The 16,992-nt window shown below is 69.7% G+C and carries 15 protein-coding genes; 6 read left to right on the plus strand and 9 right to left on the minus strand.

Annotation, left to right across the window (positions count from 1 at the left end; all coding sequences use genetic code 11):
- Window positions 1-28: 28 nt before the first annotated feature.
- On the minus strand, window positions 29-991 hold the full coding sequence (locus J2850_RS28045; protein ID WP_246513667.1) for a LysR family transcriptional regulator: 963 nt from the start codon (window positions 989-991) through the stop codon (window positions 29-31).
- Between the two features lie 247 nt (window positions 992-1,238).
- On the opposite strand from J2850_RS28045, the gene gph reads away from it, so the two are divergent.
- Window positions 1,239-1,943: a phosphoglycolate phosphatase gene (gph, locus tag J2850_RS28050; RefSeq protein ID WP_307354568.1), complete on the plus strand. Its 705-nt coding sequence runs from the start codon at window positions 1,239-1,241 to the stop codon at window positions 1,941-1,943.
- Window positions 1,928-2,155, plus strand: a complete 228-nt coding sequence (locus tag J2850_RS28055; RefSeq protein WP_209989723.1) for a histidine phosphatase family protein — start codon at window positions 1,928-1,930, stop codon at window positions 2,153-2,155. Before gph ends, J2850_RS28055 begins: the two co-directional genes overlap by 16 nt.
- A gap of 79 nt (window positions 2,156-2,234) precedes the next feature.
- Here the strand turns inward: J2850_RS28055 and J2850_RS28060 are convergent, their stop codons facing one another.
- Entirely contained in the window at window positions 2,235-3,371 is a 1,137-nt protein-coding gene (locus tag J2850_RS28060; protein WP_209989726.1) for a mandelate racemase/muconate lactonizing enzyme family protein, read from the minus strand.
- Window positions 3,368-4,702: an MFS transporter gene (locus J2850_RS28065; RefSeq protein WP_209989728.1), complete on the minus strand. Its 1,335-nt coding sequence runs from the start codon at window positions 4,700-4,702 to the stop codon at window positions 3,368-3,370. Before J2850_RS28065 ends, J2850_RS28060 begins: the two co-directional genes overlap by 4 nt.
- A 120-nt stretch (window positions 4,703-4,822) precedes the next feature.
- Between J2850_RS28065 and J2850_RS28070 the strand changes: the two genes are divergently transcribed.
- Entirely contained in the window at window positions 4,823-5,719 is an 897-nt protein-coding gene (locus tag J2850_RS28070; RefSeq protein ID WP_209989731.1) for a LysR family transcriptional regulator, read from the plus strand.
- A gap of 116 nt (window positions 5,720-5,835) precedes the next feature.
- Here the strand turns inward: J2850_RS28070 and J2850_RS28075 are convergent, their stop codons facing one another.
- The 6 genes from J2850_RS28075 to J2850_RS28100 all read right to left on the minus strand — a co-directional run bounded on the left by J2850_RS28075 (window position 5,836) and on the right by J2850_RS28100 (window position 12,485).
- The gene (locus tag J2850_RS28075) at window positions 5,836-6,021 is read right to left on the minus strand and encodes a hypothetical protein (RefSeq protein WP_209989734.1); all 186 of its coding nucleotides are present in this window, start codon (window positions 6,019-6,021) and stop codon (window positions 5,836-5,838) included.
- Window positions 6,018-7,157, minus strand: a complete 1,140-nt coding sequence (locus tag J2850_RS28080) for a PepSY-associated TM helix domain-containing protein (RefSeq protein ID WP_209989736.1) — start codon at window positions 7,155-7,157, stop codon at window positions 6,018-6,020. The genes J2850_RS28075 and J2850_RS28080 overlap by 4 nt, the downstream gene beginning before the upstream one ends.
- Before the next feature lie 36 nt (window positions 7,158-7,193).
- The gene (locus tag J2850_RS28085) at window positions 7,194-9,674 is read right to left on the minus strand and encodes a TonB-dependent receptor (protein WP_211114038.1); all 2,481 of its coding nucleotides are present in this window, start codon (window positions 9,672-9,674) and stop codon (window positions 7,194-7,196) included.
- Window positions 9,675-9,843: 169 nt separating this feature from the next.
- The gene (locus J2850_RS28090) at window positions 9,844-10,866 is read right to left on the minus strand and encodes a FecR family protein (RefSeq protein WP_209989739.1); all 1,023 of its coding nucleotides are present in this window, start codon (window positions 10,864-10,866) and stop codon (window positions 9,844-9,846) included.
- A 121-nt stretch (window positions 10,867-10,987) separates the two neighbouring features.
- On the minus strand, window positions 10,988-11,512 hold the full coding sequence (locus tag J2850_RS28095; protein ID WP_209989741.1) for an RNA polymerase sigma factor: 525 nt from the start codon (window positions 11,510-11,512) through the stop codon (window positions 10,988-10,990).
- A gap of 310 nt (window positions 11,513-11,822) precedes the next feature.
- Complete coding sequence (locus J2850_RS28100; protein ID WP_209989746.1) at window positions 11,823-12,485, minus strand: GntR family transcriptional regulator; 663 nt, start codon at window positions 12,483-12,485, stop codon at window positions 11,823-11,825.
- Between the two features lie 277 nt (window positions 12,486-12,762).
- On the opposite strand from J2850_RS28100, the gene J2850_RS28105 reads away from it, so the two are divergent.
- The 3 genes from J2850_RS28105 (at window position 12,763) to J2850_RS28115 (ending at window position 16,959) form a co-directional block, all read left to right on the plus strand.
- Entirely contained in the window at window positions 12,763-13,683 is a 921-nt protein-coding gene (locus J2850_RS28105; RefSeq protein WP_209989749.1) for an alpha/beta hydrolase family protein, read from the plus strand.
- A gap of 17 nt (window positions 13,684-13,700) precedes the next feature.
- Entirely contained in the window at window positions 13,701-15,338 is a 1,638-nt protein-coding gene (gene ggt / locus J2850_RS28110; RefSeq protein WP_246513669.1) for a gamma-glutamyltransferase, read from the plus strand.
- A gap of 70 nt (window positions 15,339-15,408) precedes the next feature.
- Window positions 15,409-16,959 (plus strand): ABC transporter substrate-binding protein, encoded by a 1,551-nt coding sequence (locus J2850_RS28115; protein ID WP_246513670.1) that lies wholly within the window; start codon window positions 15,409-15,411, stop codon window positions 16,957-16,959.
- Window positions 16,960-16,992: the final 33 nt, after the last annotated feature.

The raw sequence follows: 16,992 nt of genomic DNA on the forward strand, positions 1-16,992 counted from the left end.
CGTCCGGCGAGGGTCAGGAAAAGGACAGCTAGGCTGACTTATCGTTTCTGGTGGAGGCCGCAGGCGCATCGGCCGAGAGGGTGTCCACGAGCCGGCGGGCATGGGCCGGCAGGTCCGTGAAACGGCGGGCGCACAGCACCAGCAGCCGGGGTGCCCAAGCGTCACGCAGCGGCACGATGCGGATCGCGGCCCCTCGGCTGGCCCGCTGGGCCGCGGTTTCCGGCACGATCCCCAGGCCGACGCCGCGCTCGACCAGCCGGCACAGCGCGTCGGCGCTGCGCACCCGAACGCGGAAGGCCAGGGTGCGGCCGGCCCGGGCGGCGTGGGCGTTCAGATAGTCCTGCAGCGCGCTGCCTGGGCTGAGCCCGACGAATGGTTCATCCAGCAGATCGGCGAAGGCGATCGCCTCGTGGCCGGCCAGCGGATGGCCGGGGGCCATGACGGCGACCAGATGGTCGGCGCGGAAGGGCCGGGTTTCCAGCCCGGCGAGATCCACCATGTCGGCGACGACGCCCAGATCGGCGAGCCCGGCCGCCACCGCCTCGACGATGGCGTGGCTTGGGCGTTCCTCCAGGTCGATGTCGATGCTGGGGTTGGCGGCGAGGAACCCGGCGAGCGCATCCGGCAGGAACTCGGTGAGCGCCGCCGTATTGGACAGCAGCCGGACATGCCCTTTCAGGCCCTTCGCGTACTCGGCCAGCTCGCCGCGCATCCGTTCGATCTGGTGCAGCACCAGCCGCGCGTGATGGACGGCGGCGCGGCCGGCCGGCGTCGGGCTGATCCCCCGCCGCCCCCGCTCCAGCAACGGCACTCCCAGCGTCTCCTCCATCCCGCGGACACGCGCGCTGGCCGACGCGAGTGCCATTGCGCTGCGGTCCGCACCGGCGGTGATGCTGCCGGTTTCGACGATGTGGAGCAGGAGTCGCAGGTCTGTGAGGTCGAAACGCATGGCGGTCTGGATGAAAGCATGGGCGGTGACGAGATCACCCATATACTGCACCTGCGGGAACCGCAAAACGGTTCGCCACCACCGAGGTCCGGCCGAGGCCGGAAGCAAGCCGGCCGGGTTGCGATGCCGCGGCCCTGCGTGCTCGCGGCCTGCTTGTGCCGATGGACACTTGGTGCAGGTGGACGCGCCGCATCGGGCAGGCGATGCTCTGCTCGACCCGGATACCCCGATCATCCAGGAGCTCGTGGCCGAAAAGGCCCGCTTCCTCAGCCGATAAGGTGCCGCCACCGTGACCGATCCCGCCGCCGACAGCTCCATCCGCCACCCCATCCGCGCCGTCGCCTTCGACCTCGACGGCACGTTGGTGGACAGTGCGGCCGACCTGATGCATGCCTCGAACGCCCTCCTCGCCGAATTGGGGCGGCCGCCGGTCGACCTGCCGGCGGTGCGTTCCTTCATCGGCGACGGGGCTCCCAAGCTGGTTGAGCGCGTGCTGGCCGCCACCGGCGGGGTCGCGGACGCCGAGGAGGGCGCGCGCTGCCTCCGGCGCTTCCTGGCGATCTACGAGGCCGACCCCAGCGCGCACAGCGCGCTCTATCCCGGTGTCGCCGAGACGCTGGAGGCATTGGCGAAAGCCGGGCTGCGGCTCGGCGTCTGCACCAACAAGCCGATGGGGGCGACGATGCGCCTGCTGGAGGATCTGGGCATCGCCGGCGTCTTCGCGGCGGTGGTCGGCGGCGACAGCTACCCGACCCGCAAGCCCTCGGCGGAACCGGTGCTCGGCCTGCTGGAACGGCTGGATGTCAGCCCCGGCGAGGCGGTCTTCGTCGGCGACAACGAGCACGACGTGGCCGCCGCCCGCGCGGCGGGTGTCGCGCGGGTATTGCTGGTGCCCTACGGCTACGCGCGGGTGCCGCTCGACGGTCTGCCGCACGACGGCATCCTCGGCGGGTTCGCCGATCTGCCGGAGCGGCTGTCGTGCCGAGCGCCGTGATCTTCTGCCGCCATGGCGAAACGGGGGGCACCCTCCGCGGCTGGCTCGCCGGGGCACGGGAGGTGCCGCCGACCGGCCGCGGGCGGGCGCAGGCGCGGAAGGCCGCGGCTTGCGGCGTGCTGCGCCGGCCGAACGAGGATGACGACGGGACGTCCATCGCCGTCCATCGCCGTCCGTCGTCCCCGGCCGGCAATGACGTCCGGTGCCGCTGATCCCGCGCCGGAAGCGGGGCCGGTGTACCGGCACCCGCCAGGCGGGCCGGGCCTTCGCAGGTGGAGCGGTCCACCAGCCTTACGGGGCCGTCACCTCCTGCCGCGCGACGACGAAGGGCGCCAGCATGTCGGCGTTCAGCTCGATGCCGAAGCCAGGGCCATCCGGCACCGTGACCATCCCGTCGTCGTTGACCATCGGCCGGCCGCACAGGTCGAGAAGGGGATTGGGTCCCGCATCGAATTCCAGGAACGGGTAACCTCCCGCACCGCTGCCGCTGCGCAGGGCCGGCAAGGTCGCGGTCAGGTGCAGGGCGGCCTGGAAGTTCACGATTCCTCCCCAGACGTGGGGAACGACCGGCCGGTCGTACAACTCCGCCAGTGCCGCGACCCGTCCCACGCCGGTCAATCCGCCGCAGACCGCGATGTCCGGTTGCAGCACGTCCATGCATCCGGCTTCCAGGAAGGGACGGAAGGCACGGGCATCGCTGTAGGTCTCTCCACCGGCCAATGCGGGCGTCATGTGGCCCGACAGCATGCGGTAGCCTTGCAGATCCCCCGGGACCGTGGGCTCCTCCACCCAGAGCAGCCCGGCCTCCTGCATTCCCGATACCGCGGCCAGGGCGGCACGCGGCGCGTAGGACTGGTTGAAGTCCAGCATCAGCGTGCCCTCCGGTCCCATCATCCGCCGGACGGTGTTGGCGATGGCCGCATCATCCGCCGGGGCGAAGCCGCTGCGCAGCTTGATCGCCTTGAATCCCGCACGGAGATAGCCCTCCACCTCGCGTTCGAAGGTCCGGTAGGGGTGGCCGCCGGGCTTGAAGAAGGGGCCGCTGGCGTAGGCCGCGACACGGTCGCGGACCGCTCCGCCCAGCAGCGTGCTGACCGGAATGCCGCGCAGGCGCGCCGCGAGGTCGTGCAGTGCCATGTCGACGGCGGCCACGGCTCCCATGGCGCCGGCGGCCGCCTCGCGCATCTCCTGCCAGAGCCGGCCGATCTGCTGGGAATCCTGCCCCAGCAGGCGCGGAACCAGGCGTGAGGCGACGATGGCGCGGTCGGCCGCCGGCGCATGCCAGGCCTCGCCCCAGCCGGACTGGCCGTCGCGGCTCACGATCTCGACGAGCAGGGTCTCGCGGCGGTCGAAGGATACCAGCGCATTGCCGATCACCTCGGGCAAGGGGGCGACCAGATGATAGAGGCGGACGGCGGCGATGCTCATGCCTTGCTTTCCTGTGCGGTGTCCCGGGCGGAACGGGAGAGGGGAGCGACGCCGCCGCGCATCAGGTCGCGCATCAGATGGCCGAGCAGCAGGATCGCGCAGGCCGTCAGCGCCATGGCGGCGGCAAGGACCAGTTGCGCCCCGCCGAAGCTGCCGGTGGCGTCGCGGACCCAGCCGATGATCGTGGGGCCGAAGAAGCCGCCCGTGCTGCCGACGGAGTTGATCAGCGCGATGCCGGCCGCGGCGGCGCTGCCGGTCAGCAGGGTCGTCGGGAAGATCCAGATGTTGGGCGACGCGCCGCCGATGCCGGCCGCCCCGATGGTCAAGCCGGCCAGCCCGACCAGCGGGTCGCTGGTCAGCGCGGCAAGGGCGAAGCCCGCCGCGCTGACCAGGAAAGGACCGGCCGCGTGCCAGACCCGCTCCCCGGTACGGTCGGCGTGGCGCCCGACCAGCACCATGGCCAGTGCCATGAAGGCCGAGGGGATGGCGGCGACGAAGCCCGTCTGGACGGTGCTGAGGCCGAACGCCTTGACGAACTGCGGCATCCAGATGGCGATGCCCGTGGTGCCCATGACGAGGCCGACGGCGATTAGGCACATCAGCAGAACACGGGGATCCCGTGCGGCGCGGCTGACGGTGAAGCGTTCCACCTTCTCCTGCGCCGCACGTTCGGCCTCCAGCCGGGTGGACAGCCAGCGGCGCTCGTCGTCGGCCAGGAAGCCGGCCTTCTCGGGCGACGACGGCAGGAAGAGGGCGACGACAATGCCCATGACGACCGCCGGCATGGCTTCCAGGATGAACATCCACTGCCAGCCGGCCATGCCGTGCCAGCCGTTCAGATGCTCGATGACGAGACCCGAGACGGGGGCGCCGATGACCGACGACAGCGGTACGGCGATGTTGAACATCCCGAACATGCGGGCGCGGTATTCCCGCGGGAACCACAGGGTCATGTAGAAGATCATGCCGGGAAAGAAGCCGGCCTCGGCGGCGCCCAGCAGGACGCGCACCACATAGAAGCTGGCGGGGTTCCAGACGAATGCCGTCGCCGCCGAAAGCAGCCCCCAGGTGATCAGGATCCGGGCGATCCAGAGCCGCGCGCCGTAGCGCACGAGCAGCAGGTTGCTCGGCACCTCGCACAGCACGTAGCCGAGGAAGAAGATGCCGGCACCGAAGCCGAAGGCGGACGCCGAGAAGCCGAGATCCTGGTTCATGGTCAAAGCGGCGAAGCCGATGTTCACCCGGTCCAGGAAGGCCGCGAAATAGCAGACCATCAAAATCGGCAGGATGCGCCATCCCACCTTGGCGATGACGTCGGATCGCTCGTTCATCTGGGTTCCCTCCGGATCGCGTGGACTCCGCCACGCTTGTCTCGATGTCCGGAAGTGTCCATTCATTGACATTGATAATCAAATAGGATGTCCTGAACATCTGATATTGGAAAATCTGATATGCGGATCACCATCGCGCAGCTCGAGGCGTTCTTCTGGACCGCGCAGCTCGGCTCCGCGCAGCGGGCGGCCGAGCACCTCAATCTGGCCCAGCCCACGCTGTCGCTGCGCCTGAAGGACCTGCGGGATGCCATGGGCGTCGACGTGCTGGAAAGGACGGGACGCGGCCTGCGGCTGACGCCCGAGGGCCGCCTGCTTCTGCCGCGGGTTTCCGCGATCATGACCGAACTGCGGGCCATCGGCGGACGGGATGAAGCCAGGACCATTGCGGGCCGTGTCCGGGTCGGCCTGGCGGAGGGCTTTGCCGTCACCTGCCTCTCGCCGCTGCTGGCCGGCCTGCTGGAGGACCATCCGGCGCTGCAGCCGGAATGGGTGGTTTCGACCAGCACCACGCTGGAGGACGCCCTTCTGCGCGACGCGTTGGACGTGGCGGTGCTGCTCAACCCCATCGGGGACGAGCAACTCCACCTCCAGCCGCTCGGTGCCCAGCCGACGAGCTGGGTCGTCCCGACATCCTGGCGGCTGGCCGCACCGCTCACCCCGCGGGATCTCTGGTCGCAGCCGATCTTCTCCAACCCTCCGCCTTCCGCCATGCACCGGCAGATCAGCGGCTGGTTCGCGACGGCGGGGCTGGTTCCCGGCCGTCTCAGCACCTGCACGAGCGTCGCGGTGATCGCGGAGCTGGTGGCCGGCGGGGTCGGCGCGGGGCTGCTCCCCATTCCCATGGCAAGGCGCTTCATTGCGCTGGGGCAGGTTCAGCTTGTGGCGTCCGATCCCCGGGTGGAGAACGGCCGGCTGTTCATCTGCTACCGGACCGGGGTCAACGATCCCAAAGTGGCGGCGGTCGCACGATCCATCGCCCAGGTGATGCGCCGCATCGACTATCTCGACAATTGACCGGCACGGTGGAGCTAGAGTCTGTCCGGTGCTTCTTGAAGCACCGGACAGACTCTAAGTTTTTGGTTTTCCGTGTGAGTCAGGTTTTAAGCGATACCGGCTGAAACGATCACACTCTAGCGCTCGCGTCTCCGCCATGACCAGACCGCGGCCAGGATCGGGACCGACAGCGCCGCCCAGGACACGGCATCCACCAGGCCGTCGTCCAGCAGCGCGACGACCAGCCCGGTTCCGGTGACGAGCGCGATTGCGGCGGGAATGGCGAAGATCGTCGAGAGGGGGAGGCGGGTGCGCGGCTTCATTCCGCCGCCTCGCCGGCGACGGCGTCCAGCCCGGCGGCCGCCGCGTGGCTTTGGCTGCGGCGGGCGACCCACAGGTAAAGGCCGCTGCCGAGGATGATGATGGTCAGCACGTCGAGCGCCGCCCACAGGATCTTCAGCGGCAGCCCGCCGTAATCGCCGAAATGCAGGGGTTGCGACAGCCGAAGGGCCAGCATGTACCAGGGCATGGACCGCATGTCGGTGAAGGCCCCGGTTTCCGCGTCGATCAGCGCCGGCGTCAGGATCTGGCGGGTGGCCGGCGTGGCGCCCTTCAGCCACACCGCGTAATGGTGGTTGCTGGAGAACCGCACGCCGGGGAAGGCGACGAACTGCGGGCGCATGCCGGGCGCCGCGTCCATCGCCAGGCGCACGGCCGCGTCGACGGAGGTGAACCGCTCCGGCACCGGCTTGCCGTCGTAGGGGGCGATCATCGCCGCCAGCTCGTTGGCGCGCCAGTAGGCGACCAGCGGCACCGACAGGGTGTTGATGACGCCGGTCAGACCGACCACCGCCACCCACATCAGCGTGACGATTCCCAGCATGTTGTGCAGATCGAGCCATTTCAGCCGTGCGCTGCGCCCAGCCCGCACCGTGCCGAAGGACAGCTTGCGCATGAAGGGGGCGTAGACCACCACGCCCGACAGCGTGGCGACGAACAGCAGGAAGCCCATGAAGCCGAGGAACAGTTCGCCGGGCAGGCCCGCGAACAGGTCGACGTGCAGGCGCAGCATCACATGCATGAAGCCGTTGTCGTCGTTCAGGTCGGCCAGGATCCGCGTGGTGCGCAGGTCGATGGCCGAGATGTGCATCCGCGACACCGGCGGGCGGGCGTCGGGGCCGGTCGTGACGTTCACCACCGGCCGGTCCTCGTCGAAGCTGAGGAACAGCGGACGCTCGCCGGGATAGGTGGCCAGCGCCGACGCCACCGCCTCGTCCAGCGTCTTCAGCGGGGTGTCGGCCGGCATGTGCGGCAGGGTGTCCTCCGCCGTCAGCGCCTCGATCTCGTCATGAAAGATCAGCGGCAGGCCGGTCAGGCACAGCAGCAGCATGAACAGCGTGCAGACCAGGCTGGTCCATTTGTGGATCAGCGCCCAGATCCGGATGGTTCGGTTGGTCATCGGGTCCTCCTCATGCCGCCGCCATGCCCTGGCCGGTCAGAAATCCACCGACACCGACAGCTTGGCCGTCAACGGGCCGCCCTGGGTCAGGTAGCCGCCGGAGGCCGAGGCCCAGTAGGCCTTGTCGGCCACGTTCTCCACCGCGGCCCGCACCGTGACCGGGCGGTTCTGGATGTCGGTGACCATGCGTGCGCCGACGTCGAAGCGGGTCCAACTCGGGATCTTCAGCGAGTTGGCGGTGTTGAGGTACTGCGCGCCGGTGTGGATCACCCGGCCGGTCAGCGTCACCGTGGGGAACGAGGCCGGAAGGAAGGGCAAATCCCATTCGACGTTGGCATTGAGCAGGCGGCGCGGCACGCCGACGGCGTCCTGGCCTTCGGTCGCGGCGCTGCCGGTGTCGGTCAGCTTCGGATCGATGAAGGTGGCGCCGCCCAGCAGGCGGAGGCCCTGCACGGGTTCGCCGTACAGCATCAGTTCGATGCCGCGGTTGCGCTGCTTGCCGGACACGCTGTAGATGCGGGTGGCGGCGTCGGTGATCCCGCTGGGCTGGGTGGTCTGGAACAGCGACAGCGAACCGCCGAAGCTGCCGAAGTCCAGCTTGCCGCCGACCTCGTACTGGACCGAGCGGTAGGGCGCGAAGATCTCGCCGGAATTGGCGGCGGTGGACGGGGCGGTCGGCCCCTGCGACAGCCCTTCGATCCGGTTGGCGTAGAGCGACAGCTCCGTGACCGGCTTCACCACCAGCCCGACCACCGGGGTCAGGGCCGACTCGTCGTAGTCGGAAGTGCGGGCGCCGTTGGCCCGGTTGTAGCCGCGGACCTGGATGTTCTGCTGCCGCAGGCCGGCGGTCACCATCACCCGGTCCTCCAGGATCGACAGCGTGTCCGACGCATAGAGGCTGCGCAGAACCGACTCGCTGACCTTCGGCAGATCGCCGACCATGCCGCTGGCCGATGTCGTCGCCGGCCGCGGAAGGCCGACCATGGTGTAGAGGTTGATGGCGGAGGTCGTGCCGAACTCGAAGCCGTTGTTGTTGGTCGTCCGCAACGCCGAGGCGCCGGCATTCAGTTGGTGCCGGACCGGGCCGGTGCGCAGGTCGGCCCGGACCCCGGCCTGGCCGGTGCTGGTGAAATCCTCGCGCGGGACGGTCAGGCGCCTGACGGTGCCGGTGCCGTCGGCCCGCGTGACGGTCGGGGAGCCATAGTCGCCGTCCTCGCGCATGCTGCGCAGGCCGAAGGCGCCATAGGCGGTCAGGGTGGGCAGGATGTCGTATTCGGCACGGATCTGGCCGAAGGTGTCGCGCATCCGCGAATAGGTCCAGGGCTGGGCGTAGTTCTGCGACGCCGACGGCACCGCCGGGACGAGGCTGCCGAAATAGACGACGGGGCGGCCCTGTTCCACCCTCTGCGTCTGGGTGCCGACGTCGAGCGTCACGCGGGCGGCCTCGCCGCGATAGTCCAGCGCCAGGGAGCCGAGCTTCAGCGTCCGCTTCTCGTCGTCGATGGCGGTGTCGCCGCCGCGGACCGCGGAGTTGACGCGGACGCCGAACTGGTTGTTCTCGCCGAACCTGCGGCCGACGTCGGCGGACAGGCCGAGCCGGCTGTCCATGGCATAGCCGGCGGTCAGGCGGGTCAGCGGCTCGTCCTCCGCCCGCTTGGGCACGAGGTTCACGCCGCCGCCGATGCCGGACCCGCTGGGGGCCGCTCCGTTCAGGAAGGCGTTGGCGCCTTTCAGCACCTCCACCCGTTCGAACATGTCGGTGGCGACGATCTGGCGCGGGGCGGTGCCGTACAGGCCGTCCACCGACAGATCCTCGCCGGCCAGTTGGAAGCCGCGGATCACGAAGCTCTCCGCGAAATTGCCGTAGCCGAGGCCGCTGCGCACGGCCGGATCGTTGGCCAGCACGTCGGCGATCGTCTCCGCCTGCTGGTTGCGGATGGTCTCGGCGGTGTAGCCGGTGACGGAGAAGGGCACGTCCATGGCGTCCTGGTTGCCGAGCGCGCCGATCCGTCCCCCGCGCGCCACTTGGCCGCCGGCATAGGCCGGGGGAAGGGCACCCGGGCCGCCGGTGGTCCGGTCGCCTTCGATCTGCACCGGGTCGAGCTGCACGGCGCCGCCGGCCGCCACGCGCTCGACCGTCACGGTCTCGGTGTTGAGGAACCGGGCCGCCAGCCCGGTGCCGGACAGCAGGCGGTTCAGCCCTTCGCGCGCGCTCATCGATCCGCTGACGCCGGGGGAGTTGACGCCCTGGGTCACCGCACCGGGCGTCAGCACCTGGATGCGCGTGGCGGCGGAGAAGGCGGCGAGCGCCCCGTCCACCGACTGCGGCATGATGGCGAAGGACACCGCGCCCGCCGGTGCCGCCTGCGCCACTGCCTGCGCCAGTGCCGCCGGACCATGGAACAGGAGAAGCGCCGGTGCGATCAGCACCGTCGTCGCCAGCAGCCGTCCAGAGAAGACGCGGCCAACCAGCCCGCCATGGACGCTGCCCCGGCGTCCGTCGATCACACCCGTCATTGCAAACTTCGCCGATGCCATCGCTTGCCCCAGTCATCCGGTGAGAGACCAAACCGCCGTCTGCGATTGCGTCTCATTCGCCTCTTTTCTGGACATGACGACGGGCGGCCGGAGATCCCTGGGAAGTTTTTTCAGGAGCCGGTCATTTTTTCCAGGGGCCGGCAATTTTTCAGCGGAGCAAGGTCAGGTACGGCGTGATGCGGGTGGCGTGTACTCCCAGCCCACGCTCCAGCGCATCGAACACGGCATCCGGCCGGTCGAGCGCGAAGACGCCGGAGACGACCCGCTCCGCCGCGTCGTCGTTCAGCAGGACCACGCGGCCGGGCCATTGCCGGTTCAGGGCGGTGATGACCGAGGCAAGCGACTGCTGGCGGAAGACGATCTGGCCATGACGCCATGCGAAGGCGATGGCAGGGTCGGCGGCCCGTGGGCCGGTCAGGCCGCCAGGGCCCGCCTCCGCACTCTCGCCGGGATGCAGGCGGACGCTGCCGGGCCAGGGCGCCTTGCCATCGACGGCCGCCGGGGTGACGGTGCGTGCGGTGACCTCCACCAGCCCCTCGCCGACGGTGACCGTCATGCGGTCGTCCTCGCGCCGGACGCTGAACTGCGTGCCCAGGACGCGGGCCGCTCCCGCCCCGCCGTCGACGACGAAGGGATGGTCGGGATCGCGGGTGACCTGGAACCACACTTCCCCGCGCAGAAGCCGGACACGCCGGGCACCGTCGTGAAAGTCGAACGCCAGAGCGGTATCGCCGTTCATCTCGGCCGTCGAGCCATCCGGCAGGGTCAGCGTCCGGCGCTGCCCGGTCGGGGTCACCTGGTCCGCAACGGCATTCTGGTACAGCGCCGGTCCGCGCCAGGCGCCGATCCCGCCGACAACCAGCAGGACCGCCAATGCGGCGGCGAGCCGCCGCAAGCCGGTGGCCGCGGGGCGCGGGGATGTCGCGATGCCGGTCTCGGCATGGGCGGCGCGGGCGGGTCCCTTCAGGTCGTGCAGAAGGGCCTGCAGATCGCTCCAGGCGCGGGAATGGGCGGGGCTGCGGTCCAGCCACTCCGCGAAGGCGGTGCGCTCCGCCGGGCCGAGGTCGTCGGACTGCAGGCGGAAGAACCACGCATTGGCTTCCGAGAACAGCCGGTCTTCATCCGGTCCGCCGTGTGCCGGCGCGCTGCGCTGTCCATCCCGATGATCCATCGCGTCTTGCTGCAGGCTCCTGTTGTCTCGTGTTTGGCCTGTTGTCTCGTATATGGAATGACGGCCGTCGGAGGCCGATCCCTCAAAGAAAAATGCCCGGGGGGCGAGCGGAACCGGCGGCCTATCGTGGCGGACGCCGCATCATGTGGGCGCGGCACTGCTCCAGCGCCGTGCGAAGATGGTATTCGACGGTGCGCGGCGAGATGCCCAGCCGCTCGCCGATGGCACGGTACCGCAGCCCCTCGACATGGTAGAGCAGGAAGACGTCCCGCGTTTTGGGTGGCAGGGCGTCAATGGCGCCGCGCAGGCGGGCGAACGTCTGGCTCCGCTCGATCACCGCGTCGGCGCCGGGACCGGCGGCCGGCAGGGTCTCGTCCGGAGGCCCGGCCTCGCGCAGGCGCTGGCGCGTTGCGGCCCGGCAATGGTCCAGCGCGATGCGGTCGGCCACCACGAACAGCAGTCCGGCCGGGTTCTGCACGGCCTCGCCGTCGGGCAGGCGGGCGAGCCGCAGGAAGGCGTCCTGCGCCAGATCGCCCGCCGTCTGCGGATCGCCGGTGCGGCGGGCAATGGCGCGCTCGACCCGCAGCCGATGGGTGTCGAACAGTTCCGCGATCTTGCGCGCCCAGGTGCCGACCGGTCCGGTCATCGCCTGGGCCGGGAGCGGGGGGTGTCGGTCGGGGCAGGGCGGGCGGTATCGGTCACGGATGCGCGGAAGGTCGGAGAAGGGGGCGCAACCCTCGGGAGGGTCGTCGGCTTGCGGCGCGCTCAGATATAGCCGCACGGGCGTTGGAATGCGAACGCTTCTTAAAAGCACCCATAAAAGGTCGCCCTGCGGCGTCGGAACCTCTGGTCCGGATGGGCCGGGGGTCGGCCCCTGGCTGCCGGTTTCGCTGACCAGGTTTCTCCGGATCGGGGCACGGTCCCGCCCATCCGTGGGCGGAGTTCGGAAAACCTGCTCAGGCGCCGTCCCCCTGTGCCGGCGGACGCTCTTCCGTCTGCAGGGCCGTCTGCAGGATGTGGTCGGCCGTCAGCAGGCGCAGCCCGGCGGCATCGCCGGCCGCGATGGCCTCTACCATGCGGAAATGTTCGCGGCTCGACTGCTCGATGCGGGCGCGGGTCTTCCATTGCGTGACCGGCGCCGACGGGCCGCGCCCCCGCAATTCCCAGAGGATGTTGATCAGCTCGCGGTTCGACCCCAGCGCCAGGAGCTTGGCGTGGAAGGCGATGTTGGCCTCGTAGAGGTCGAGCAGCGTCCCCTCCAGGATGAGGTCGGCGAAGCGCTGTGCGAGCACGCGAAGCGCCGCGATGTCGGCGGCGGTCGCGTTGGCGACGATGCTGCCTGCCGCCGCCGTCTCCAGGATCAGCCGGACCTCGCGCACCTCCTCGGCCTGCCGGTCGTCCGGGACGTGAACGTGATAGCCCCGGTTCGGGACATGCCGCACCAGCCGCTTGAGCGCGAGCTGGTCGAGCGCGCGGCGCACCTCCATCCGTTTGGCCTCGTAGCGGGTCTCCAGGTCGATCTGCTTCAGCCACATGCCCGGCGCGAAGACGCCGGCCTGGATGTCGCGCGCCATGCGGTCGGCGAGGTTGCCGGTGGCGGAATCCGCTTTGACGCTCATGGGACGCAGGTGACCTCGCATTCTGTCTGAACCCTCGTTCCGCCAACGCCGGTAGAGGTGCCGTATCGTAAGGCTGCCCTGCGCACGCGGCAACGGATGTGACGACGGGCGTCCGGAGGATTTCGTCTCCGCCGAAGTGCATCCGCCACTCTCCTCCATCCGGGCCGGCGGAACGCTGTGTCCGCCGATCATCGGAAAAACGGATTTGCCCCCTTGCCAAGGGGCCGGCAATGTGTAACCAATTTTGGCGCCAATTTCTATACCAATTGGAACCGCGATGACTCTCCTCGACGCGCCTCCGGGCGGCCCTACCGGTGCCCAAGGCGGTGCCCAAGGCGGTGCCCAGACCGGCGCCAATGCCGGTACCCCGCAGGACCGCGGCCGGCAAATCTACGACCTCGGCCACACCACGGTGTTCGCCAGCCGGCATGATCCGCGCTTTTCCTACTGTCTCTATGTTCCGCCGCCGGTCGAGGGTGCCGCTCCGGATCTGGCGGTGGTGGTGCACGGGACGGGCCGCGCCTTCATGGCCTACCGCGACGCCTTCGCCGAGTTCGGCCGCTGGAACAACTGCGCCATCCTCTGCCCGCTGTTCCCGGCGGGGGTGCGCGGCGACGGCAACCGTGACGGCTTCAAGTACATGCAGGAAGCCGACATCCGGTACGACGAGGTGCTGCTGTCGATCGTCGACGAGGTCGGGGAGCGCTACGGCTTCGACGTCTCCCGCTTCGCCCTGTTCGGCTATTCCGGCGGCGGGCATTTCGCCAACCGCTTCTTCCTGCTGCGGCCGCAGCGGCTGTGGGCCGTTTCCATCGGCGCACCCGGCTCTGTGACGCTGCTCGACCCGACGCAGGACTGGTGGGTCGGCGTGCGCGACATGAAGGCGCGCTTCGGCATCGAGGCCGATCCGGCCGCCATGGCGTCGGTGCCGGTCCAGATGGTGGTCGGCGCCGCCGACCTGGAGACCTGGGAGATCACCCACCGCGAGGGCGGCCGCCACTGGATGCCCGGCGCCAACGACGCCGGCCGCACCCGCCCGGAACGGCTCGACAGCCTGCGCCGCTCCTTCGAGGCCGCCGGCATGCAGGTCCGCTTCGATCTGGTGCCCAACGTCCCGCATGACGGCAACAAGGTGGTCGGCCATGTCCAGGACTTCTTCGCCGACATGCTGAAACGCCGCCGCGCGGCCAGGGGCTGAGACAGGGGGAACGGACCATGGCGGCAGAGCGGATCGGGGACGCGATGATCGTCGCCCCGCAGCCCGAGGCGGCGGAGGCCGGGGCGGAGGTGCTGGAGCGCGGCGGCAATGCCGTCGATGCGGCCATCGCCTGCGCCTTCGTCCAGGGGGTCGTTGATCCCCAGATGTCGGGCATCGGCGGCTTCGGCTCGATGCAGGTCTACATGCCGGGACGCAGCGTCCATGACATCCTGGAGTTCTACGCCCGCGCCCCGCTCGCCGCCCGGCCCGACATGTGGACCGACCTACTGCTCGGCCAGACGCGCGACGGCTTCGGCTTCCTGCTCCAGGGCGGCATCAGCGAGATCGGCCATCTCGCCGTCTGCACGCCGGGCAGCCTGAAGGGCTATGCCGAGGCGCTCGGCCGCTACGGGACCTTCGACTGGGCCGACGTGATGGCCCCGGCGATCGCCCAGGCCAGGCGCGGCTTCATGGTCCGCCCCCATGTCCACTGGTACTGGTCGCTCGACCAGAGCGGCAGCGGCGAGGTCGACACCATCGACAAGCTGCGCCACAGCCGCACCGGCCGGGACATCTATTTCCGGCCCGACGGGACGGTGAAGCGCCTGGGCGACCTCGTCCTCAACCCCGACCTGACGCGGACGCTGGAACGCATCGCAGCGGGCGGACCCGACCTGTTCTATCGCGGCGAGATCGCGCAGGAGATCGCCGCCGACATGGCGGCGCATGGCGGGCTGATCGGCCTCGACGATCTCGCCGCCTACGAGGTCTCGACCGCGGCGCCGGTCTGGGGCGAGTATCGCGGGCACCGCATCTCGACCAGCCCGCCGCCGGCCAGCGGCTTCCCGATGCTCCAGCTTCTCCACATCCTGGAGAATTTCGACATCGGTGCGCTGGAGCATGGCTCGGCCGAGCATGTCCGCCTGCTCGCCGAGGCGATGAAGCGGATGACGGTGGACAAGGACAGGCACATGGGCGACCCGGCCTATGTCGAGGTCCCGGTGGACCGGCTGATCGCCAAGGATTATTGCCGGGAACTGGCCGAGGACATCCGCGCCGGCAACCGGGCCGAGGTGTCGCGCCTCGACAAATCCAGCCGCGATACCACCCACATCTCGGTGGTGGACGCCCAGGGCAACGCGGTCGCCCTGACCCATACGCTGGGCAGCCCGTCGGGCGCCATCACCGACGGTCTCGGCTTCATGTACAACGGCACCATGGCCCGGTTCGACCCGCGGCCGGGCCGTGCCGGCTCCATCGCGCCGGGCAAGCGGCGCGCCAGCTCCGCGGCGCCGACCATCGTCTTCAAGGACGACCGGCCCTTCGTGGTGATGGGGGCGCCGGGCGGCAGCTACATCGCCCCGGCGATGGCGCAGGGGATCATGAACGTGATCGACTTCGGCATGCCGATGCTTGAGGCGGTCAGTGCCCCGCGGGTCATGGCGGTCTCCAACACCATCGACGTGTCGAACCGCATCCGCCGCTCGGTCACCGACGCGCTGGCGGAGCAGGGCTACGCGGTGAAGCGGTCGTGGCAGAGCTACGCCTTCGCCGCCCTGCACGGCATCCGCATCGACGGTGGAGTCTGCAGCGGCGGCGCCGACCCGCAGCGGGACGGCATGGCGATCCGCGTGCGGCCGTCCGCCGCAATTTAATCTTTTCGGCGCCGGCCGGCAAAAAGGCCGGCGTTCAACGACAATGACGCATGAACAGAGGGGTAGGTCGATGACGAGGTTCCTGGCAGCCCTGGTGGGCACGGCGCTGGCGGCTGGAGCGGCGACCGCCTCCGCCCAGAGCATCACCGTCGCGCTGAACGCCGACATCCGCAGCACCAATCCGGGCGTGAACCGGGACGACAACACCGATTCCGTCGTCCTGCACATGGTCGAGGGGCTGGTGGGCTATCGGGCGAACGGCTCGGTGGCGCCACTGCTCGCAGAGTCGGTCGAGCGGTCGGACGACGGCAAGACCTACAGCTTCCGCCTGCGCCAGGGCGTGACCTTCCACAACGGCGCTCCGCTGACCTCGGCGGACGTGCTGTGGAGCTGGAACCGCTACATGGATCCGAAGACGGACTGGCGCTGCCGCTCCGACTTCGACGGGCGCAACGGCCTGAAGGTGGAGAAGGTCGAGGCGCCGGACGACCGCACCTTTACCATGACTCTGGACCACGCCAGCGCGCTGTTCCTCGACGCCCTGGCCCGGACCGACTGCGGCGGCACCGCCATCCTCCACAAGGACTCGCTCAAGCCCGACGGCAGTTGGGACAAGCCGGTCGGCACCGGCCCCTTCCGGTTCGGCGAGTGGCGCCGCGGCGAGTATGTGACGGTCGCCCGCTTCGACGGCTACCAGTCGCCGCCGGGCGACAAGCCCGACGGCATGGTCGGCGCCAAGCGCACGGCGCTCGCCTCGGTGAAGTTCCTGGTCGTCCCCGATGCCTCCACGGCCAAGGCGGCGCTGGCCTCCGGCGCGGTGGACGTGGCCCAGGTGCTGGAAACCGACGTGCCGGAGCTGAACAAGACCAAGACGGTCGAGGCCGGCTTCTTCCCGTCCACCACCAAGCACACCTTCCTGTTCCAGACGCGCGACCCGCTGCTCGGCAACGTCAAGATGCGTCAGGCGATCGCTGCCTCGCTCGACATCCCGCAGCTCGTGGCCGCCGTGTCGAACGGCGAAGGCAAGCCGAACAATTCCGGCGTTCCCATCACCTCCGGCTATTACGGCGCCGTCCAGGCCAAGGGCTATTCCTACGACCCGGCCAGGGCGCAGGCGCTGCTGAAGGAGGCCGGCTACAAGGGCGAGCCGATCAGGATCATCGCCAACAAGCGCGTCCACGTCCCCAGCTTCAACGCCGCGGTGATCGCCCAGGCGATGATGCAGGCGGTCGGCATCAACGCCCAGATCGAAGTGCTGGAGTGGGTGACGCAGCTCGACCGCTACAACACCGGCAACTACCAGATGATGTCCTTCTCCTATTCCGGGCGCCTCGACCCGGCGTTGAGCTACGAGCAGTTCTCCGGCCCGAAGGACAGCCAGCCGCGCAAGGTCTGGGACGATCCCGCCGCCCAGGAGCTGATCGAGAAGGCGTCCACCATCTCCGACGAGGCGCAGCGGCAAGCTGCCTTCGACGAGCTGCACAAGCGCCAGATGGAGGCGACCCCGCTGATCATCTTCTCCAACGGCCAGGATGCCTGGGCCCACACCAAGCGCGTTCAGGGCGCCGACCCGTGGGAAGGCAAGGCGCGCGTCTGGGGCGCCAGGGTCGTCGGAAACTGACCGTCAGCGTGTAGGCGAGGTCGCGGGGTCCCC

The sequence above is a fragment of the Azospirillum picis genome, assembly GCF_017876115.1.
Taxonomy (GTDB): Bacteria; Pseudomonadota; Alphaproteobacteria; order Azospirillales; family Azospirillaceae; genus Azospirillum; species Azospirillum picis.

Coding starts and splice junctions, on each gene's coding strand:
- J2850_RS28090 (WP_209989739.1), bottom strand. CDS start 10,866: ATGGATCATCGGGATGGACAGCGCAGCGCGCCGGCACACGGCGGACCG.
- J2850_RS28105 (WP_209989749.1), top strand. CDS start 12,763: ATGACTCTCCTCGACGCGCCTCCGGGCGGCCCTACCGGTGCCCAAGGC.
- J2850_RS28075 (WP_209989734.1), bottom strand. CDS start 6,021: ATGAAGCCGCGCACCCGCCTCCCCCTCTCGACGATCTTCGCCATTCCC.
- J2850_RS28100 (WP_209989746.1), bottom strand. CDS start 12,485: ATGAGCGTCAAAGCGGATTCCGCCACCGGCAACCTCGCCGACCGCATG.
- J2850_RS28065 (WP_209989728.1), bottom strand. CDS start 4,702: ATGAACGAGCGATCCGACGTCATCGCCAAGGTGGGATGGCGCATCCTG.
- J2850_RS28080 (WP_209989736.1), bottom strand. CDS start 7,157: ATGACCAACCGAACCATCCGGATCTGGGCGCTGATCCACAAATGGACC.
- J2850_RS28045 (WP_246513667.1), bottom strand. CDS start 991: ATGGGTGATCTCGTCACCGCCCATGCTTTCATCCAGACCGCCATGCGT.
- J2850_RS28095 (WP_209989741.1), bottom strand. CDS start 11,512: ATGACCGGACCGGTCGGCACCTGGGCGCGCAAGATCGCGGAACTGTTC.
- J2850_RS28115 (WP_246513670.1), top strand. CDS start 15,409: ATGACGAGGTTCCTGGCAGCCCTGGTGGGCACGGCGCTGGCGGCTGGA.
- J2850_RS28060 (WP_209989726.1), bottom strand. CDS start 3,371: ATGAGCATCGCCGCCGTCCGCCTCTATCATCTGGTCGCCCCCTTGCCC.
- ggt (WP_246513669.1), top strand. CDS start 13,701: ATGGCGGCAGAGCGGATCGGGGACGCGATGATCGTCGCCCCGCAGCCC.
- J2850_RS28070 (WP_209989731.1), top strand. CDS start 4,823: ATGCGGATCACCATCGCGCAGCTCGAGGCGTTCTTCTGGACCGCGCAG.
- J2850_RS28085 (WP_211114038.1), bottom strand. CDS start 9,674: ATGACGGGTGTGATCGACGGACGCCGGGGCAGCGTCCATGGCGGGCTG.